The sequence below is a fragment of the Butyrivibrio sp. NC2007 genome, assembly GCF_000421405.1.
In the GTDB taxonomy this organism is placed as follows: Bacteria; Bacillota; Clostridia; order Lachnospirales; family Lachnospiraceae; genus Butyrivibrio.
Window position 1 is genome coordinate 46,919 of sequence record NZ_ATWY01000019.1, and the last position, 19,005, is coordinate 65,923.

General features: G+C 41.2%; 20 protein-coding genes. All 20 read right to left on the reverse strand.

What is annotated here, in order from left to right:
* Positions 1 to 107: 107 nt before the first annotated feature.
* Complete coding sequence (locus tag G632_RS0114625) at positions 108 to 1,238, reverse strand: macro domain-containing protein (protein ID WP_022770137.1); 1,131 nt, start codon at positions 1,236 to 1,238, stop codon at positions 108 to 110.
* Between the two features lie 12 nt (positions 1,239 to 1,250).
* Positions 1,251 to 2,219, reverse strand: a complete 969-nt coding sequence (locus G632_RS0114630) for a DNA/RNA non-specific endonuclease (protein WP_022770138.1) — start codon at positions 2,217 to 2,219, stop codon at positions 1,251 to 1,253.
* A gap of 166 nt (positions 2,220 to 2,385) precedes the next feature.
* Positions 2,386 to 2,631 carry a hypothetical protein gene (locus G632_RS20245; protein ID WP_155828899.1) on the reverse strand — a complete coding sequence of 82 codons (246 nt, stop codon included), beginning with the start codon at positions 2,629 to 2,631 and terminating at the stop codon, positions 2,386 to 2,388.
* A gap of 32 nt (positions 2,632 to 2,663) precedes the next feature.
* Positions 2,664 to 3,050 (reverse strand): hypothetical protein, encoded by a 387-nt coding sequence (locus tag G632_RS20250; protein WP_022770141.1) that lies wholly within the window; start codon positions 3,048 to 3,050, stop codon positions 2,664 to 2,666.
* A gap of 203 nt (positions 3,051 to 3,253) precedes the next feature.
* A complete protein-coding gene (locus tag G632_RS0114645) occupies positions 3,254 to 3,643 on the reverse strand; it encodes a DNA-directed RNA polymerase subunit alpha C-terminal domain-containing protein (RefSeq protein ID WP_022770142.1) in 390 nt (129 codons plus the stop codon).
* On the reverse strand, positions 3,603 to 4,082 hold the full coding sequence (locus G632_RS0114650; protein ID WP_022770144.1) for an Lrp/AsnC family transcriptional regulator: 480 nt from the start codon (positions 4,080 to 4,082) through the stop codon (positions 3,603 to 3,605). The genes G632_RS0114645 and G632_RS0114650 overlap by 41 nt, the downstream gene beginning before the upstream one ends.
* 124 nt (positions 4,083 to 4,206) lie before the next feature.
* Positions 4,207 to 4,626 carry an HIRAN domain-containing protein gene (locus tag G632_RS20255; protein ID WP_022770145.1) on the reverse strand — a complete coding sequence of 140 codons (420 nt, stop codon included), beginning with the start codon at positions 4,624 to 4,626 and terminating at the stop codon, positions 4,207 to 4,209.
* A 10-nt stretch (positions 4,627 to 4,636) separates the two neighbouring features.
* Positions 4,637 to 5,755 (reverse strand): hypothetical protein, encoded by a 1,119-nt coding sequence (locus G632_RS0114660; protein ID WP_022770146.1) that lies wholly within the window; start codon positions 5,753 to 5,755, stop codon positions 4,637 to 4,639.
* Positions 5,756 to 5,950, reverse strand: coding sequence for a hypothetical protein (locus G632_RS0114665; RefSeq protein ID WP_022770148.1), 195 nt, complete (start codon positions 5,948 to 5,950; stop codon positions 5,756 to 5,758).
* A gap of 18 nt (positions 5,951 to 5,968) precedes the next feature.
* A complete protein-coding gene (locus tag G632_RS0114670) occupies positions 5,969 to 6,589 on the reverse strand; it encodes a hypothetical protein (protein WP_022770149.1) in 621 nt (206 codons plus the stop codon).
* 19 nt (positions 6,590 to 6,608) lie between these two features.
* Positions 6,609 to 7,868, reverse strand: a complete 1,260-nt coding sequence (locus tag G632_RS0114675) for an ATP-grasp domain-containing protein (RefSeq protein ID WP_155828900.1) — start codon at positions 7,866 to 7,868, stop codon at positions 6,609 to 6,611.
* A gap of 26 nt (positions 7,869 to 7,894) precedes the next feature.
* Positions 7,895 to 8,143 carry a hypothetical protein gene (locus tag G632_RS0114680; RefSeq protein ID WP_155828901.1) on the reverse strand — a complete coding sequence of 83 codons (249 nt, stop codon included), beginning with the start codon at positions 8,141 to 8,143 and terminating at the stop codon, positions 7,895 to 7,897.
* The gene (locus G632_RS20260) at positions 8,140 to 9,540 is read right to left on the reverse strand and encodes an AAA family ATPase (RefSeq protein ID WP_022770153.1); all 1,401 of its coding nucleotides are present in this window, start codon (positions 9,538 to 9,540) and stop codon (positions 8,140 to 8,142) included. Before G632_RS20260 ends, G632_RS0114680 begins: the two co-directional genes overlap by 4 nt.
* A 14-nt stretch (positions 9,541 to 9,554) precedes the next feature.
* Entirely contained in the window at positions 9,555 to 10,121 is a 567-nt protein-coding gene (locus G632_RS0114690) for a hypothetical protein (RefSeq protein WP_022770154.1), read from the reverse strand.
* Positions 10,122 to 10,136: 15 nt separating this feature from the next.
* The gene (locus tag G632_RS0114695; protein ID WP_022770156.1) at positions 10,137 to 11,162 is read right to left on the reverse strand and encodes a hypothetical protein; all 1,026 of its coding nucleotides are present in this window, start codon (positions 11,160 to 11,162) and stop codon (positions 10,137 to 10,139) included.
* Positions 11,162 to 12,031: a hypothetical protein gene (locus G632_RS0114700; RefSeq protein WP_022770157.1), complete on the reverse strand. Its 870-nt coding sequence runs from the start codon at positions 12,029 to 12,031 to the stop codon at positions 11,162 to 11,164. Before G632_RS0114700 ends, G632_RS0114695 begins: the two co-directional genes overlap by 1 nt.
* A 115-nt stretch (positions 12,032 to 12,146) precedes the next feature.
* Complete coding sequence (locus tag G632_RS0114705) at positions 12,147 to 13,634, reverse strand: 3'-5' exonuclease (protein ID WP_022770158.1); 1,488 nt, start codon at positions 13,632 to 13,634, stop codon at positions 12,147 to 12,149.
* Positions 13,635 to 13,639: 5 nt separating this feature from the next.
* Positions 13,640 to 13,810 carry a hypothetical protein gene (locus G632_RS22045; protein WP_022770160.1) on the reverse strand — a complete coding sequence of 57 codons (171 nt, stop codon included), beginning with the start codon at positions 13,808 to 13,810 and terminating at the stop codon, positions 13,640 to 13,642.
* On the reverse strand, positions 13,797 to 16,442 hold the full coding sequence (locus G632_RS0114715; RefSeq protein ID WP_022770161.1) for a hypothetical protein: 2,646 nt from the start codon (positions 16,440 to 16,442) through the stop codon (positions 13,797 to 13,799). The genes G632_RS22045 and G632_RS0114715 overlap by 14 nt, the downstream gene beginning before the upstream one ends.
* On the reverse strand, positions 16,442 to 18,952 hold the full coding sequence (locus tag G632_RS0114720; protein ID WP_035782805.1) for a UvrD-helicase domain-containing protein: 2,511 nt from the start codon (positions 18,950 to 18,952) through the stop codon (positions 16,442 to 16,444). Before G632_RS0114720 ends, G632_RS0114715 begins: the two co-directional genes overlap by 1 nt.
* Between the last annotated feature and the right edge of the window lie 53 nt (positions 18,953 to 19,005).

Sequence of the window (19,005 nt, forward strand, 5' to 3'; positions counted from 1 at the left end):
TGTAGCTCCCTGCAGTGAGCTGTTTCCTTTGTTCTGATGTAATAATACCTTTTTGGCAAAAGAAAAAGGTCAACCCGGAGGAGACCTTTGTAAAAAACCAGTTTGTGTCAGCTTGAAAGCGAATCCAAGCCATAATCAAAGAGAACGATATCAATCTTCATCACGTTGTAGTCCTTGTGCCTTATGAAATACTCCACGATCACATCCGTCTGGGACACCGGAGAAAAAGCATATCCTGCAAGTCTCAAGAAATCAATGGCCTCATCCATGTTAAGCTGAAGTCCAACAGCCAGAGCAAGAACCTTCTCTTTAGATGGTTTAACCTGTCCCTTGATAAGCTTTGAGAAATACTGCTTAGAGATATTGGCTGCTGCATAAACCTCAGAATTCTTGAGCCCTTTCTTGTTGATGAGCTGCTGAAGATGTTTCTCAAAGGAATCTGTGTACATTTCTTTGAGAGTATCATCAAGAGACATGCTGGAGCACTCATAGAGTTCCTCCTCAGCTGCAGGAGCACTACAAATCTCAGCATCCTCAAATTCCTCATAGGTCTTTTCTTCCTCTGCCTTTGACTCTTTTCTATGAAGAAAGCCCGGTATCTTCAATGATTTAGGCACTGCCGAATTGCTTAATCTAGCGCCTTGAAGCATCCCCGGCCTGCTTGCTGCAGGAATTCCATCGTTCCTATACTCCTCGGCAAGCTTCTCCTCGACATACTTATCATCAATGAAATGCTTAACATCAAGCGCCAGTTCGCCTGAAATCTGTACAGAAGTACTTCCAAACACCACCAACGTGATGTCCATCTCATTCTCTTCCAGGAAGCTGGTAAAAGAATCAACTGCTATCTGAATTCCAAGCCCCTTGGGAAAGCCATAGGTTCCTGTAGCCAGCAGAGGAAAAGCAATAGACTCACAATCATTGTCCCTGGCCAGTTCCAGAGATCTGTCATAGCACTGACGCAGAAGTTCCGGCTCACCATGCCTTCCATCTTTCCACCATGGTCCGCTGGCATGAATAATGAATTTTGCATCGAGATTAAAAGCCGGAGTTATCCCAACCATTCCCGGTTCAAGTTCTCCAATCTCTCTGCGCGCTTCCAAAAGCTGTTCTTTCCCAGCAGCCTCGTATATAGCAGCATCAACACCATCACCTACAGCAACCCATGGATTGGCTGTATTTACGATGGCATCTGCTTTTACTTTTGTAATATCATCTCTGATTATTTGAAATGGCATAACACTACCTCATTAAGGATTGCATCTCTTGCAAGGATCATACCCCTGCCGGATAAGCTCATCCCTTGTGCCTTCATACAACAATTTATTCTTTTCTTTCATATCTTTCACGCTGTCGCAGGACGGAATGTGGAACTTCCTGGAATTCGTGTTAACTACATATGTGGTTCCTGCAGGAATTTCAGAAGCCTCATTACCCGCCGAAGATCTGTCCAATCCATTCCCGGAATCTCCGCCAGTTATAATAAAAGAATTGGTGTCCACCATCTTGTCTGCTTCTGGAGCAAGCTTATTACTTCCATTAGCATAATTGATCTCTATTCCAGGCTGCACATTGTAGCAGTATACATTAAAAGAGATTCCATTGCCCTTATCCTCTACTGAGTAAGCTTCTATCTGAACACCACTGCAGAGAAGATTATTCCCTTCAAATACAGGCGTAACCCTGTACATTACATGTTTCCCAGTGTTCCGAACATATTCAGCAACTTCATTCTCATAGGGCAGCATACCTTCAACATTCATGTAACGAGTGCCGGTAATAAGATTCTGCTCATTTGCATTCTCACCAGTCAGCTGAAATCCGATCATGTGGCATCTGTTGTACAAATACGGAGGATCCGAATCTATCAAGCCAGGATACTTGTTCTGTTTCCAACCGGTGGGCTTTACCATGCTAATTGACTGCCGCTCCTCAATAGGCATCAGATCTTTTCCAAGGCATGCCATAGCCGGAGTGCAACGTCCTAATTTATCCAGCTCGCCATAGCTCTCATAAGACTTTGTTGTAATCTCATCAGCTGTAAAACCTGGTACATTCTTGTTCACAGCTACAGAAGCGCTTCCGCTGTATGCCGGGATCTCATCTTCTGCATGAGGTTTAACGCTCCAAAACAAAAAAGAAGACATACCTAAAGAAAGCGCCAGCAGCAAAGCAAATATTCTATTTGCAAAACCAACCTCTCTTATATATGTCTTCATTTCAATATCCTCATCTATAATTCAATTGTCAGTTTCTTTAGAAAGGAGTAGCCCAGCTGATCTCACGAAATCCCCTACCAGACCGCACGCCCTGTGGCAACAAATCCCTACTATCCAGAGGATGGATCATTTCATTCAGAATCTGCATATGTCAAAACACACACGATTAAAAATCATCTCCAAAGTCGTCTCCGAAATCATCATCGAAGTCGTCATCATCGTCATCCCAGTCATCGGAAGAGTGCTTTTCATCCTCACCAAAGATGTTGTCAAACATAACCTGGTCATAAGCTCTTCTTGAGTTTTCTTCAAAGATACTCATCTCGCCGTCATGATTAAAATCCCAGCGGTCATTTCCGCCGTCAAAGTTTTCCATTCCTAAATGATGATAATTCTCAAATGTATATGCCATAATTTTTTCCTCCTGATCTGTATCAATCTGCATCAATAGTTATCATTCCAGTAATCTTCAGCTGCATCATAAGCTTCGTCTTCATCTTCGTAGTCATCTTCGTAATCGTAGAATTCTTCGTACTTATCATCTGCGAAGTCCTGTGCTGACTTGTAATTATGCACGTCATATGAGTCATAGGATTTCTTTGATGACTTAGAACTGCTCTTCTTAGATGAACTCTTGCTGCTTGATGATTTAGAAGAGCTCTTGCTCTTTGACTTGGAACTTGTTGTTTTCTTCTTTGAGCTCTTCTTGCTTGATGAATAACTGCTAGTTGTTTTATTCTTGCCAGCTGCCTCAACAGATACTGATGTCATTCCCACAGCTGTTATCATCATCATTGCTGCTACTAATATGCTTAATAATGTCCTCTTCATAACCACTACCTCCATTTCAGGTGAAAAGAGTTTTATCCTGTTATAAGCTTACCGCCAAGCCTCCATCTAATACATTGTTACTTCAGCGAGATTCTCTGTGCTATTTTGCTAAAACAGTGATAAAAATGTTTTGCTTTGTTCTGATGATACTATCATGCCATACAAGGAGTCCCATATTCCTCCCTGGATACACGTACTTATGTTCACGTGTTTTTGCTGGCATTCACGCTGGCATTCAACAGGATAACTTCCTTCACATAGCCTTCTCTTTTCTCCTGCGGAAGTGCATTGTACTGGTATAAAAAGAGCTTTTCCATTATTTCTCTGCAACTTTTGGCGCCACAGTTTCTAATCTTACTTATCTCTGTTCCTTCAGCTATTGCCTCAGCCAGATCCCCTATTGTTGAGAAACCTGCTCTTTTCAATGAGTTGTAAGCTCTAACTCCAAGGTCTAGCGCCTCTATTGGTGTCTCTCCCGCCCTGCGGTTCAGGTAGAAGTTAAAATAAAACTTGCCTCCCTTTCTCTCATGAAGCCTTGTCCCTGCAAGTGCCTCAACTATCTGTGTTAGTGTTCGACTCTGATCCTGGTTCATATTTGATTCCTCCATAGACGTCCTTGATAATCTGACGTACCTGGCGGGCATGATATTCCTTGATATCATCCGAACAGGCCTTCTCGATTATCTTGGTCATGTACTTGATGTCTTCCGGAGAATCAGATACAGCTACAAGATGGATATGATTTGCCTTAAGAGTTGTGTATATCTGCCGTACGTACATTGTCCTTGTTGCCACATACTCCAATACTCTGTCAAACCCTTCAGGCGTGGTTATGATATCGATGAGCATCGTCACCTCATCTTCCTTTTTGATATAGGTGTTATACCCACGGATTATCCCTGCTTTCTCAAGCTTGTCCACTCTTTTCTTGGCTGCTACGCGGGACATTCCCAATGCATCACCAATTTCCTGATAGCTCATACGAGCATTTCCTTTGATCAAATCCAATAGCTTCTTATCTGTTCCATCCATAAACATCTGCTCCTAAAAAATCAGTGTCGACTCTGATGAGCTGATTATATTCAGTGGAGAAATCTTATGCAACAGAAAAGGTTACGAAACGTAACCAAGTGGTTTTGTTTCGTAACCCCAACAATTAATCCCTCATGTAAACGTCGATATAGATTTCAATCCAGGTGTCGTTCTCGTCAAGATCTTCCCCTATATCCCCGCCTTTGACAATTCCAAAGAGCTCCTTCCCGGCATCCATCAGATGGTAAAGAACCTCATTCTTAACCCTGGGAATATAGCCAAGCTTCTTGCCCTTAGGATCAAGGACCAGAATGGCCTTCTCATCATATTTGTTCTTTGGTTCCAACCTTAAAGTAACTCTGTCGCCCTCATTTAGAGCCCTTGCCTGTTTATAGATGGTCTTAACATGCATAGCCCCGTTTATCATGGTATTCATCAAAAAGATATCCCTGGAAAACGGAAGTTGTGTATCAATCCCATGCTTATTAAGAATACTGGATGTTAAAGCATCGTTCTGAACGTTAGTAAGTTCATTATCTGCCATGGCTCATCTCCTATGAACTCTTCTTGCGTTTACGTTTCTCAGCTTCTTTTTGATTTTCTTCTGCTACTTTGCTCAGTTCCAAGAGTTTTTCCTGAAGCTCAATAATCTTGTCAGCACAGGCCTTGTTGTACTCAGCCAGCTCTTCCTGCCTCTTGGCCACAGCCTCCTCATCAGCAAGGAAGTCTTTCTCGTTATACGGGAAGCTGTTCTTGATCTCCTCAATATGGATAATCAGTATCTCAACCTTCTCTGCAAGCTTGGCTCTGAGCTCACGAAGCTTAATGATATCTTCCGGAGTATCACTGTATTTCTCAGTAATCTCTGTATCATCAAGCTGATCTGCAATCTCACGAAGGGTTTCCAAATCACCTTCCGAATAAGCCTTCTGCGCTTTTCTAAGAAGCTCCATCTCCGCTTCTGTAGCATCCGGGTTCGCATCAGGATGAAGCTTTTTCATGATATACCTGTATAAGCGCTTTAATTCCTGTGCCGGAGTCTCGTTTGCCCTGTCAGGTCCAAGGCCTTCAGATTCAGCTTTTTCTCCTTCAGCTTTAGATTCATCTGCTTTCTCAGAATCTGATTTATCTTTGTTATTTTCGTCCTTTTTCTCTTCAGATTCCTTCTCAGAGTCCTTCTTGGAATCGCCATCCTTTTTGTCATCGACAGAAGATCCTTTACCGCTTCCATCTCCTCTAGCCTTGCGTTCTTCCTCAGCTTTCTTCTCGTTCTCCTGATCCTTCTTGGCACGGCGCTTAGCATATTCGCTATCACGCTTCATGTCCTCAGCCTTTTTATGAAGATCTTCCTCATACTCCTTGTACTCAGCTTCAACTCTCTTCTGAACATCCTCATATTTGGCAGCTTCCTGCCTGTTTATAGCAGCCTGCAGAAGCTCAATAGCACGCTTGAGCCTGGCAATTTCAAATTGATAAGCCCTGGCCTGATACTCAAGATTTCCAACCTTTTGGTCATACTCCGCCCTTAACTCAACGCAGACGTGATTCTCAAGATCGTCTATCTCTTCTGCAAGAGCAGCCAGCTTGAGTTCAAGTTCAAGGATCTCCTCAATCAGCTTGTCATATTCACTTACAACCGGAATAATGTCCGCTCTTTCGCTCACATTTCCCATTTAAAACATTCTCTTTCCTGTTTTTGCCAGAATAAAAGCTTCATCATAGGTGCAGTTATTCTCACGAGCAAACTGAGTCAGCGCATGGTCAAGCTCAGGATATTTTCTTGAATCCACAAAACCTCTATCGCAGTCATACCACGCTCTTTTATATAAAGCTTTAATTCTGTCTTCATTTACATCAAATATTCCCATAACGCACCTCTATTTCTTCTACTTATGACTAAATGAACCGCCACTATAAGGATTAGCTGGCGAACCTTTATATCCCCTATTCTTGATTTCATCACACACGCCAGAAGATGAATCGTCAAGCTCTGCATACCCCAGAGTTCTTCCCTGTGCTCGTGCATTTAAAGCTTTACCCTTTCCAGATTCATCATCGGAATACTTTCTTCTTACGCTTCCGATATCTCTATTAACGGTTATGCACCCTGTTGCTTCAAATGTTTGTAGTAGCAGCAAAAAATGATCAATGGGGTTATTTATGCCTCCTCTATATCGCTCTATTTGTCTTCTAAACAACTCTACTTTTTCTTTAGCTTTTTTCTTTATGTTATATCCATCCCCACCGCTAATAACCCCTGTATTCATCAGCAATTCAACGACATCATAATCCGCAATGCCATGCTTTTCACGATCTTTTTCAGACATACAAGAATAAATAGCGTTTTTGCATTTACTTTCTGCTTCTGCCTTATAATACTTAATACACGCGTCGTTATTCTGCAATCTCTCATTCTCTGCTAGAAGTATCACGGCCTTATATGCTTCCGTAAAGTAATCAAGCGCAGCATCGCAAAGATTATTAAAGTTAACAATTGCATAGCCCATATTCCACCCTCATATATGTTCACATATTATTCTCACTGTCTAAGCGAACCCACCATCCTCGGCCATCGCGATACCCATATTGGGCCATAAATTCTTCCATTTGCTTTATCAATCCAGAGTTCTTCTGTCTTGGCGCTAACAGGCCCTCTTCCTTGGCGCAGGAAACAACCTTCTCTTGCAAATAATCCTCTACTTCTGCCCAGGCATCAATTATCCCTTTGGTCTGCTCATACTCTTCTGTTCCCTCTTCATAATCATATATTTCATCCTCGATGAACCCATACTTATTATGTGCACCAACATAAGCATCTACCAATTCTTGAATAGACTTATAGTTTTTGGCTGTATACCACATCTCCTCGACAGTCTTATCAGGAAGAGGATTGCCGCCCATAATGACAGTCCCTTCGTCAAATAAATCCTCTACAGCAATCCAGTTTCTTTCCTGCATGGCATCTATTGTACAGTTCCATAGTTTTAAAGGATTAACCCCTACAAATCCGCTCTCTTGGGCATCGTTTACTTCGATGATAATCCAGTCACCCTCCACAGTCTTGGCAACATCAATAGCTGGAAAACTCACTCCAAGCCTGTGAGCTGCCCAATCAGTCAGTTCCAGCACTTCAGGCAACTCACCCTCGGACAATGAGTACTGTGGCCCGATATTCCAATATGGCCCATATGCCATACACCTGCCTTCAAAGTAAAAAAATCTAAACTCATAGCTTATTGGTACTGAATCCGGAAAAGAAGTCGAATCTAACACCTTTAGCGGCACATATTCTCTGATTGCTACTTTCTGCCAATTTAGGATCTTGTCGTTCCCCCATTCGTTACGCAATGTATAATACTGATCCGCATTTTCAATGATGCATTGGGATTTCTTATGATGGTTGGTCTGTCTATTCCCCTTAACAAAGAAAGGAAACGAAAAGTCATCAGTCACATTCTCCAGCGGTGGAAGCTCATCATATATTTGTGTATAAGGAGTCCTCTCTTTGATAGTTGGGTACCATTTCTCAATAGTGCTACACCTGATATGCTCTGCTTCATGGATCAAAAGATGCATCCCCATCTCTTCAATAGTCGCTTCAACTCCTGCGTAATCCTCAATAGCTCCGATATGCAAAAGAACCGGCTCATCAACTTCAGAAACAACAGACCTACATTCAAAGCAATTTCTGAAATTGAAATCATATCCGTCATTGCCTGTTGTCCTCTGTAGTATCGCTATATCTCCTATTGTAAAAAAATCATCGCTGTATTTTCTAATATCCATATTTTTCATCAATCACGCGCCAGCCTTTATTCTTCAACTTCAGCAAGTAAATCTGTTACTTCTTCGCATATAAGCCCTATTCTCGTTGGCACAGGCTCAGTACCAATATATTTAAAGCCTTCTTTTTGAAGATGATCAGTAACATTCATCCATAAATCAGCCAGCTCATCATCAGTCACATAATCATGATTAGGATCATATCCTAATTCTAAAAGCAATTCCTTATGTTCCTTTTTAACGAATCTCATATTTCTCCCCAAAATTCTAAATCTCACATAATCCCTTCTACATCCGCCAGTTCCAGCGTACTCAGCTCCTCATTGGTCACGTCTTCCTTGCCAAAGAGTCTGTCTGCTTGGTTCATCATGGCTGTTTCAAAGAAGTTCCTGATCTCTCTGGCATTGGCAAAGTTCTTGCTGCGGTTCTGGTACTTCTTCTCGAAGACTTCAGCACAGTGCTTTATGGCTTCCTCTGTCGGAATGTATCCGGCATGCTTGCACATGAGCTTGAATATCTCAAGCAGCTCAATATCATCATAGTCCTCAAAGTTGATGTACTTGTTAAAGCGAGACCTCAGCCCCGGATTGGAATCAATGAATTCAGCCATCAGCTCCGGGTAACCGGCAACAATAACGATGAAATCATCTCTGTGATCTTCCATAAATTTTAAAAGAGTATCAACAGCCTCTGCGCCATAGTCGCTTCCACTATCGCTACGGGTCAAGGAATAGGCCTCATCAATGAATAGAACACCGCCAAGAGCCTTCTGAGCCACTTCCTGCACCTTCAATGCTGTCTGTCCAACATATCCGGCAACAAGTCCTGATCTGTCAGTCTCTACAAACTGTCCCTTCGACAGGATCCCCATCACGTGGTAAATCTGCGCCAGCAGCCTTGCCACAGTGGTCTTGCCTGTTCCGGGATTACCGTAGAACACAAGGTGGTTAGATACCGGAATCTCCTTAAGTCCACGCTCTTTACGCAGTCTCTTGATCTCCTGCATGTGGATCAAAGTATTAACATCTTTCTTGACGGATTCAAGACCAATCAGCTCATTAAGCTCATCCAGAAGTTCCCCAAGAGTCTTCTCCTTGTTGCCCTCGGCATCAAACTTAGGAATAGTCTCCCCTGCGTGAACATCGCTGATATCAATAGGTCCCTTCACCTTATCAGAGAACGAAGAATGCTCCCTCTTGTACTTCCTCAGAGTATCCATGTAAGTTGAAAAGTCCTCAATCTCCTGCTTGTCTGCATCCCCATCGCACACCAGGAACTCTTTTCCCAGGCAGTCGAATACGTCGATGTAGGAAGCACTTGCTGAAGATGTCAGTTCAAGTCTCTGTTTGAAAAGAACGTTATCCTGTGCCACAAGTCTCTCCAATGTCGCAGGAGCTTTCTTCTCAAAAGCCGTGGAATAAGTACCGTTCTTCTCGATATAATCCTTCAACTCCTCAGGCGTATATCCGAGTCCGAAGTACTCATTCACAAATCCCGCTTCGCTCTCAGACACTGTTCCATCTGAAGCAGAAAGATAAGACAGGAAGTCGATAAACTCCGTCTTCAGCGCATCTCTTTCTGTGCTGTTGCTTGCCACTGCCCCACTTACAGAAGCTCCATTAGGATCTGCTAAAGTATATAATTCATCAATTGCTCTTTTAAGTGCTGTATTCATAACAATTTCCTTTCTCAGCTCTTCTTCGGAGCCTGAACACCCTTTTTCGATGGAATCACTATCTTCTCTTGTGTACTGTTATCCCTGATTTCCGGCGCTTTTGAGTTTTCTCTTCTGTAGTCTTCAAGCATCTTAATGAACCTATCGAGCTTCGCCTGCCTCTTCTCATCAGTGAAACCTTTTATGTTTGTAAGAACATCCCCCACAAGCTTATAAACTTCGTATCCAGCATTATAGGCTGATAACTCCTCCCCAGCCTCATACAAAAGATTGTCCACATCCAACATCAGCGTGAAGGTATTCGGTGGCTGCGAAAGATAGTTCTTCTCTGAGTCCACTCTCCCAAGCTCCATGATTTCATTCCAATGGTTCCTGTTAATCTTAAATCCCGCTGCTTCCTCCACAAGCCCCAGTTCTTCTTCGTCAAAAGAGCCTTCGTCAAATATAATGTACATTCCAAAGAAAGCAATCTCTGCCCTCGCAGGCTCAACCAGATCAGCATCCGCATTAGATTTTTCTTCAATGAGCTTCATCGCCCTGCAAAAGTTATCTATTGTATTTTTCAGCTCTTTTATATCCATATCGTTCCTCTTGCCTTAGTTGTCACCAATGGCATCCATCTCTTTCTGCAGCAACTCTATCCTCTCATTCAGCACAGCGATTGTATTCTTGCAACTCTCAATGATGCCCTTAAGCTCCTCCTGCTTGGCTGCAACAGCATCCGGATCCGACAGGAACAGTTTCATGTTATATGGAAAAGAGTTCTTGATGTGGGCAATGCTCTTAACCAACGTATCCTTCTGTTCAATCAGTTGCTGCAAAAGCCTTCTCAACTCCTCTATTCCTTCAGGACTGTCATTAAATCTGCCCTCAATATCATCGTCCTCTATCATCTCTGCAATCTCCCGGAGTCTCTTAAGATTTCCGGTTTCAAAAGCCTCTTTTGCCTCAAGAAGAAGCTGGTCATCTTTCTCAGTCCTGATAGGTTTATTGTCGGGATGCAGTGCCTTCATAATCTTTAGATACAACATCCTCAGCTCTTTATCTGGGTTAACATTTTTCTTGGCGGATCCGCCATCACTTGAATCATCGCCATCATCTCCGCCTTCATAAGTTCTGTTAAAACTATTGAAAAAGCTATCAAAAAACTCCGAGAACTTCTCCATGTCCTCAAATAGCTTTTCCCAGTCTATCTCTTCGTCGTCATCATATGATTCGCCCTCATGATTTTCCTGGTCCTGAGCATCTCTCTGCGCGGCAAACGCCTCGTCCGCTTTAACTTTCTCTGCCTGCTTTTCAATGTCGTCAAAGAAATCTTTGAATTTCTCATCAGCCTGTTCTTCGGCATCTTCCCTGGACACAGTCTGTCCTCTGTTGACGGCTGCCTGCATACTCTCTATAACCGAGCGAAGCCTCTCTATTTCGAGGTTATATCTGGTAATTTCCAGCTCCAGATGTCCAACATTACGATCATAGTCCGCACTGAGCTTTCTGCATTCATTGAGCTCAAGGTCATCTTTTTCCACTGTAAGTGCAGCCACATTCAGCTTAAGCTGCTTGATCTGCATGACCAGATACTCATATTCACTTGATTCCTTGGTAAGAATAATCGTGTTACTCATTACTTATCCTCAACGTATACGTCGAACCGGTAGCCCACTTCGTAAGGAGCAAGCCCTTTCTTGACGCTCTCTACTACGCCATAAACCAGCTTTCCGGCGTCCATCATATTCGCAATCATCTCATCACCCCAGCACTCCATATGTCCCAGGAAAAGCTCTTTGTTCTTAGTCCAAACTTCGATACTCCAGGGATCTCTTGGGCCGGTTGTCTTTCTGATAAGCTTAAGCCTGTCGCCTACTGTCAGCGTATTTACTACGCTCACAATATCTTTAATAGAATAATAATTATGGTCAGGGCTTGTATTCATCAGCCATATAGCATCACCGTTTTGCTCCATAGCTTCATACTTCTTATTAGGCTCCCCAACAGCGTATGTGTTAGCCGTTTTCAAAGGAGTAGATTCCTCAACCCAATACACATCCAGACTTACTGCATTTCGCGTATCAAGCTCATCCTTGGTCTCAGGTACATTCAGTTCATGAACCTTGGCATACAGATGCTTACCTGCCTTCATCAACTCCGCCATTACATATCTCTCCGGAAACTGAACATATCCAAGACACAGACCTGCTAGTGTATGAACCCTTATTGATGCTCCGTCATCAGGAATGTTAGAAACCTGAACAGCGGTGCAAGTCTCATCTTCACTGTTATATTTGCGATAAAGAGTTACTCTGTCACCAATCTTAAGCCCCTGCAGGTTCTCCATCAGGTATTCCTTATTCCTGAGCCCGAATATCCTAGCCACGCCAAGATATGTTTCCCTGGCAAAAGTGGTCTGCTTGATGGCTTCTCCAACTTCTGTATGATGCAAAAAAGCTGAGATATCATGCGAAGAAAACTCTCTAATTGCGCCATTCTCTGACATAATTAACGCCTTTCTCCCCAATACCCCAACTTTTTTTCTCCAAGACACTTCCGGTTGGAAGTTATCTTATGGTATTAGTTTATACGATTATATATCCAATAAAAATCCCAGCTTTTTAGGTGCCGTTTACTTGATTATTATTAATCTCGTCATTTACTGTATCATCATAATAATTTTCATCCAACTCGACCAGGAACTGCGAAGCCCTCTTTTTTACATAGGTCACTACGAGAGAATATTTGGCTCTTGTCATGGCAACATAAGCTCGATTACGTTCTCTTACCATGAATGAGTCTATAGTCTCATCTACAGGTTTGTTGTTAAACGGATATAATCCCTGTACAAATTCAGGAATTATTACTCTATGGAACTCAAGCCCTTTGACACTGTGTGTAGTTACAATTTTCACGCCGGGTTTGGCAATATCAAAATTGGAATCACTTTTAACTATTTCCTTAGGTATGCCAGCGTCCGCCATCCAAGAAGCATAGTCATCGACTTTTTTATTCGTCGCTGCGAGGATACCTATGGACATTTCGCCATCTACAGCCAGCCAAGCTTTGATCCTACCTATGACGAAGGCCTTCTCTTGAAGATCATTCTCAAATGCTAACACCTCAGGTTTTGGACCAGTTCCTTTAGGAACAGCTTTTTCACTATAATCATCTTCTTTACTAATAAACTCGTCGTTATTTGATCGAAGAGATTCTGCCAAATCATAGATCTGACGCGTCGTACGCATCGGCTTAGTAAGTTTCTTTGTTGTAGCCTTTATTCCAAGCTGATCTGTAGTCCAATGCTTGTTATACAGACGCTGATTAATATCCAACGCTACAAGCATGTCCACTCTAAAAAGCATCATAACAGCCATCATTTGTGCCAATGAAAAATCCTGAGCTTCGTCAATTAGCAAATGATCATATTTGTACTTATCAGGAACTCTATCTCTATGCCTTATTATGTATAAAGCACAGTCAATAAAGTCCGCCTTTTTATTCAATGTAAGCACCGCTTTATAGCAATAAAAAATCTGGAATGCTACTTGACGATCGTTATCGCTCATTTCAGTAAGGCTACCATGTTCTGACCTATCCAGTGAATAGTAGGACTTTGCATCCTTAATGGTAATGTTCATGTCCTTCATCCACTCTATTTCTCCAATCCAGAAATCTATGCCTTTATTATTTAGCGGATGCACTCCGTAGTGCTTTCTGTGCAGAGCCAATGCCTCTCTAACATACCTTCGTTGTTCCTCTCTATCACACATAGTGTCCTTGGACAATCCAAGATATCGACATATACCCAAAAGGTAACTGTCGACATTTCCTACGGCTATGCAGCCGCTTGTATCACCATTTTTTCTAAGGATTTGCCGGGTAGCATTAGCTAAAGTCTTGTTAAATGTCAGCACAAGCACTCTGTTATTTTTGTCTCCAGCGTATTGCTCTATATATTGTTTAGCCTTATATTGGATAACCAGGCTCTTCCCTGAGCCAGCAGCTCCCTTAACAAAGAGCGTGCGATCCCCAAGATAATCTACACAATCTTGTTGCTCAGGAGTTAATTCTATTATCTGGTTATTACCATTCAAGAATTCTCCCATATAAATCACCCAAAGAAAGACATATCATCATCAGAGTCATCTTCTACAACAGCATCTATTTCTGCAGCAGTCTTACCATCGACATTAGCTGCAGTATTCACAATATGACTTGGAACACCATCCGAATCAGAAACCCACTTACTATGCAGGTTTTCCCAAAACTCAAGCTTTATCATATAGGCTCTCCGTATCGTTTATAAACATAGATCTTCTGCAATGTTCCTGGAACTGGCAGAATAGGCAGGGATTACTCCTACTATAAATATCCTCATTTTCTCCGCCATTTGCCGGGCGATTAAAATCTATTCTCTCTGGCTCTTCTTTGGAAACGTATTCTCCATACTTTTTGATAGCTTCATCCCTGACGGACTTATCTGCAAAATATGTCTTCAGACGCTCTTCCGTAAAATACTTTTTCCCTACCTTTGTCATTCCGGCAAATGAATTGTCATGGAATTCTTCCTGCCCCTTAACATAGACTTCTACCTGACTTTTAACAGCATCGCTAAGTTGCGGAAACAATCCCAGCACATTTTCTATTACCTCTGAGCTATCTAAGTCAAGCATCCCGGCTATCGTCTTTATCAAAGCGTTCATTGCGTAACTCTGATGAAAATCATCATTAAATGACGGTTTAGAATCAAGGACATGGTTATATACATATTTAATTGGACAGATTACATAATCCATTTTTGCTTCCTTTGGCATTTGCTCTGAATTAAAAGCAAAATGGAACTTGTTCACCTTTTCTGTAGACGCTGCAATTCCTTTTACATACTCACTATCTACATAAAGGCCTTTGGAATCCGGTATTTTGATGCCAAGAGTTAGGCTTACAAGATCTAAATAGCAGGAATGAATGTATTCCTTATTGGACAAATTTTTTATCCAGGAGAGCTCAACATCCCTATTTCTTAATGCAACATAGAAGAAATAGCGATTTGCTATGTAACCATTTTCCAAAGTGTTGATTAGATATGAAAGCAATGGTAAATCATAGTTTTCTCTAAGGCTTAATATATCTACTCTGCTAAAAGGCCAAGGGTATTGTTTTTTACCACCAGGCAAATGATCGCTATCACACATGCATAGATGTACTTTCCCAGAGTAGAGTATTTCTGCAGTTTCAATCTCATATATGTTTTTGACTACACTTCTTTCCTTTGCAATATCCTCATTAGAAAAATCATCATTCAAATATAGTCCAATTGCTGATGCTGCATCATTGGGGTAAACCTTAATTTCTTTGTCACTACTGTCCCGTAGGCGTTTTAGTATTTCATTGGCAATCTTGCTTTCTTCTTTGTAAACATCTTCTGATATTTCACAACATGAAATAATATCCAACAGCTTGCCAACAAACTGCTGAACCGTAATCTGTTCCATATTCTCAAAAAGCGAATTTGCCAATCCCAAAAGTTTTCTAATAAGATTTATTACAACGTTTACTCTGCTTGGTTCCAATGAGAACTGACTAAAGCATGCCAACGGATTCCCCATAAATGATTGCCATCTCATTGAAGATGTATCACCATCATAAGTAGTTTGCAGCTCAGGAATAACAGCGCTATAAATTTGTTCCAGTTCAACAAGGCGCCCATCCCACTGAGCAGCCCCTTTACAATCAGCAAAAAACGGCATCAATTGATGCAATTCATATAAGTAATCTTGACCTTTATACTCACCGTCATTTAACCATCCGGATGAGAAGCATTCAAAAATACTTTTTTCGTCAGCAGTAATACTTCCTTCAACATCATCCCACATGCCACACACTGTCAAAAGGAACTTACCTATTGGATAAGATAATAACTTTCTTTCACCATATTCTTCTGGTATTACAGCCATCAACGGGTCATTTATGATTTTCCCTGATGGGCTATAAATGCCCACTCCCACATTTCTTTGCGTGGCCACGCGTTTTGAAAAATCTACAATCGACCTATATTCATGGATTCTAATCTTATTTGTCGGAGTGTTTTCTTTCCCGCTAAAAATATCCGCATAAAGGTCTTCTGCAGTACACTCTCCCTTCACCCAAGTATTTGTTGCTATACGTTCCATACCAGCATAAGTTCTTTCCCAGCTTTCATATACGTACCTATGCCTGTCATCATACGGAAAAAGATATATTATTCCAAAGCCAGCTTCTTCGGCACAATCAATAATCCATTTCTGTAATGGCGTTAGATAATAAAATCCGTGAAACACCAATTTGTTTACATTCTCTGGCGAATCAATTCCAAACAGGCTAGAAAGAATGTCATCCCAAACCGCTCTGTCCTTTAGTGTTTCCATCGCAGCACGAAAACTATTTATATAATTGCTGTTATCAAGAAGAAAACTCCAACACGACGCGAGGATTGCCACTGGGTTAACCACATCTGGATACCTTGCAAATAAATCGTCGCTGACGCCTGATTCCTCCATAAGCTCAATTGTATAAAGAATTCTATCTCTGTTATTCTTGCAGCCAGAAAGAAGCTTTTTGGTATCCTCATCATCCTCCCGGCACTCTCTAATCATCCTGCTTATGCATGTTGATATCAGAGAGAATGCTCCATAACGAGACTCTGCAGTGGTCCAATTAGGCAGCACTTTGCCCTGTATTGCACTAAAACTGATTACATTGAAGTAACGATCCTTCTTGAATAACCCTTCGGTATGCCCAGTGCTTTGATTGCTGTTCTTCAGAGTTCTTTTTAATCCTCGAGATACAGTAATATGTGGATATTCCTTAATTTCATTCCAATAATTCTGCCTAGGCAAGTCATTTATTCTTTTGTATGTGTAAACCTCTCTAGACATTATTGCCCTCCGATAAGTGATGCCCAGGTATTCTTCTCTATCTTTTCAGGCATTAAGATCACAAGTCTTCTGATGGCTCTTGTCATTGCAACATACAAAACTCTTGTCTCTTCTTTAAGGTCATTCTCATAATTAGCTTTATGAAGGCTTTCATATAGAGAATTCCTCATTTTAGCCGATTTACCGCCAGCCTTATAATTCCATCCCACTTTCTTATTCTTGTAATCAATTAAAAGCTCTGTCCTATCAGCTTCTGTTACGCGCTTTCCCATATATGGAAGAATAACAGTATCAAACTCCAATCCTTTTGATTTATGGGCAGTCATACAAAGTATTGTTTTATAGCTGTCATTAGACCAAACATTAGGCTCTTCCTCGCCGCGATCTGTCGCTACCTTCAACTTCAAGAAGTTGTACACGTCATAAAGACTCGCATTAGTATTTCCAAAGGATGAAACCAACATTTCAATTAGTTTATCAAGGTTCGCTTGGTACTGTATTGCAACTGCTTTGGCTACATTATTAAGCCTTTCTTCATCCCAACCTTTTTCAGAATTATTACGCTTAAACTCAGATATAACGTTATCCATCACTGGTATCTCATCAACAATATCTTTCAAAACTGCAATGATCGGTCTTAACCTAAGCTGTCTTTTGTAATGCTCATATTTAGTACATGTAATATATGGATCCAAGTATTCCAAAAGAGCAACATTGTCAGCATTTAATTTTTCCATCTCGGCAATATCCACCTGTCCGTCATAAGCTGAAAACGGTGTCATCAAATAATTAAAAATGAATTTTGCTTCTGACGGATACATATATGCACAGACAACTGCAAAGAAGTCTCTTACAGCATCACACTGGTAGAAAGATCCTTCTTTCTTAACAACTGCAGGAATCTTACTTTTTTTTAGTCTGTTTGCTAGATCATATAGTTGACTGTTAGTTCTAACAATCATTACTACTCTTGTCTTCTCGTTAGCCTCTTTTCCTTCCTCCTCAATCCGCTTTCTTAGATTTTCTAAGGCTTCCTCGGCGTACTTCTTAATCTCATCAGCATTCTCTTGCTCTGTCTTTGCTTCGTCTGGTGCTGATTCAGACACTTTCTCTTCTACTGTATTTTTCTCTTTTGAATTCTTTTCAGGCTTTTTTATTGTTTCTATCACAAGATCTCCCTGATCCTGATTAAAAGGGATTACTGGTTTATCATACTTAAGCTTTTCCTCATGTCCCCATCTCGCAAAGAAACCATCAATTGAATTCATAAGATTTGCTGCCGTTCTGTAATTGTTCACGAGAATATATTTCTTAGGTTCAGAAGCACCAATTCCCTTTAATGCCTCATATAATATTTCAAAGGCTTCGTCATTCGCGCCGCGGAATCGGTAAATACTTTGCTTAACATCACCCACAACAAACAGTTTAGTATCTGCAAGACCAACAAACTTTACTGCCACATTAATCTGCGACAAATCAGAATCCTGGAATTCATCAATAAAGAGATATTTCATATCCATATCCAAAGTCGTATCTGCTGAATCTTTCATCAAGACTTCCTGAAGGTCCCGCATAATATCGTCAATCGAAATCGCATTGTTGTTTCGTTTGATGTTCATATATTCTTCGTCAAGCTTAGGAATAATGGTTTTTAATGTATTATGGAATGCCTCAGAGTTCATTCCATCAGGCTCTCCCCAATCCATTTCCAACATATCCTTATGTGAAACACCCTTAGTGGAGAATTGGCGCCAAAAACTGTCGACCAGCTGCTTTGCTTTGTAAATAGACATTCCAAAACTCTCAGCCACGCCCTTCTTCTTATCAAATGCCTGATCAAGCATGGTCATAACAAGATTGCCACGTTCACTTGTGAAGGATCTTATATCAATTGAAGATGAGAATCCATCCCTTACACCAAACTGCCTAAGCATGTTATATGCAAAGCTATGGATTGTACTAATATGCATGCTTGATTGTTCCTCAAGCCATGTAAGATATTTTATTTGCTTAGTTAATTGGAATCTTTTTTGAAGAACTTCTTGAAGTCGTTGATTCATCTGATTAGTTGCAGCGACTGTAAATGTGATCATATAAATGTCATACATGTGAAGATCTGGAACTGTGTGCATCAAATACATAATACGATCAATCATGACCGTAGTTTTTCCTGTCCCTGCACTTGCTTGTACAACGATATGTTCATCCGCAGAGCAATGCTCTACCAGATACTGAGCCGAATTGAACAATGGACATGATGACTCAAGTCCCCTTAAGGTTCCTCTTTGGTCATCGCCATCAACGATAACATCTCTTAATCCGCTGTTACTCACAAAACACTGCAACAGGAAAGCCTTTGCAAATGCCTCGTATTTTTCCTTTAATCCTTTGCAAGAGTCATCCGAACCAAGCCAGATAATCTTTATTCCCTGGCTTAGCCAATCACCTATTTGATTACTATAATCATTAACAGATTGCCCGCATAGGAGCACTGAATATTTTGGATTCATTATAGCCCCACTAACTGAATTGCATTTTTGGCCACAAAAAACAAACAGGGAGC

Bases quoted from the DNA above. Each gene is read 5' to 3' on its own strand.
- G632_RS0114675 (WP_155828900.1), bottom strand. From the start codon at position 7,868: ATGGATATTAGAAAATACAGCGATGATTTTTTTACAATAGGAGATATA.
- G632_RS0114695 (WP_022770156.1), bottom strand. From the start codon at position 11,162: ATGAGTAACACGATTATTCTTACCAAGGAATCAAGTGAATATGAGTAT.
- G632_RS0114645 (WP_022770142.1), bottom strand. From the start codon at position 3,643: ATGAACCAGGATCAGAGTCGAACACTAACACAGATAGTTGAGGCACTT.
- G632_RS20260 (WP_022770153.1), bottom strand. From the start codon at position 9,540: ATGAATACAGCACTTAAAAGAGCAATTGATGAATTATATACTTTAGCA.
- G632_RS0114630 (WP_022770138.1), bottom strand. From the start codon at position 2,219: ATGAAGACATATATAAGAGAGGTTGGTTTTGCAAATAGAATATTTGCT.
- G632_RS0114705 (WP_022770158.1), bottom strand. From the start codon at position 13,634: ATGGGAGAATTCTTGAATGGTAATAACCAGATAATAGAATTAACTCCT.
- G632_RS0114690 (WP_022770154.1), bottom strand. From the start codon at position 10,121: ATGGATATAAAAGAGCTGAAAAATACAATAGATAACTTTTGCAGGGCG.
- G632_RS20245 (WP_155828899.1), bottom strand. From the start codon at position 2,631: ATGGCATATACATTTGAGAATTATCATCATTTAGGAATGGAAAACTTT.
- G632_RS20250 (WP_022770141.1), bottom strand. From the start codon at position 3,050: ATGAAGAGGACATTATTAAGCATATTAGTAGCAGCAATGATGATGATA.
- G632_RS0114625 (WP_022770137.1), bottom strand. From the start codon at position 1,238: ATGCCATTTCAAATAATCAGAGATGATATTACAAAAGTAAAAGCAGAT.
- G632_RS0114660 (WP_022770146.1), bottom strand. From the start codon at position 5,755: ATGGGAAATGTGAGCGAAAGAGCGGACATTATTCCGGTTGTAAGTGAA.
- G632_RS0114650 (WP_022770144.1), bottom strand. From the start codon at position 4,082: ATGGATGGAACAGATAAGAAGCTATTGGATTTGATCAAAGGAAATGCT.
- G632_RS0114670 (WP_022770149.1), bottom strand. From the start codon at position 6,589: ATGGGCTATGCAATTGTTAACTTTAATAATCTTTGCGATGCTGCGCTT.
- G632_RS0114665 (WP_022770148.1), bottom strand. From the start codon at position 5,950: ATGGGAATATTTGATGTAAATGAAGACAGAATTAAAGCTTTATATAAA.
- G632_RS0114720 (WP_035782805.1), bottom strand. From the start codon at position 18,952: ATGAATCCAAAATATTCAGTGCTCCTATGCGGGCAATCTGTTAATGAT.
- G632_RS20255 (WP_022770145.1), bottom strand. From the start codon at position 4,626: ATGGCAGATAATGAACTTACTAACGTTCAGAACGATGCTTTAACATCC.
- G632_RS22045 (WP_022770160.1), bottom strand. From the start codon at position 13,810: ATGATAAAGCTTGAGTTTTGGGAAAACCTGCATAGTAAGTGGGTTTCT.
- G632_RS0114700 (WP_022770157.1), bottom strand. From the start codon at position 12,031: ATGTCAGAGAATGGCGCAATTAGAGAGTTTTCTTCGCATGATATCTCA.
- G632_RS0114715 (WP_022770161.1), bottom strand. From the start codon at position 16,442: ATGTCTAGAGAGGTTTACACATACAAAAGAATAAATGACTTGCCTAGG.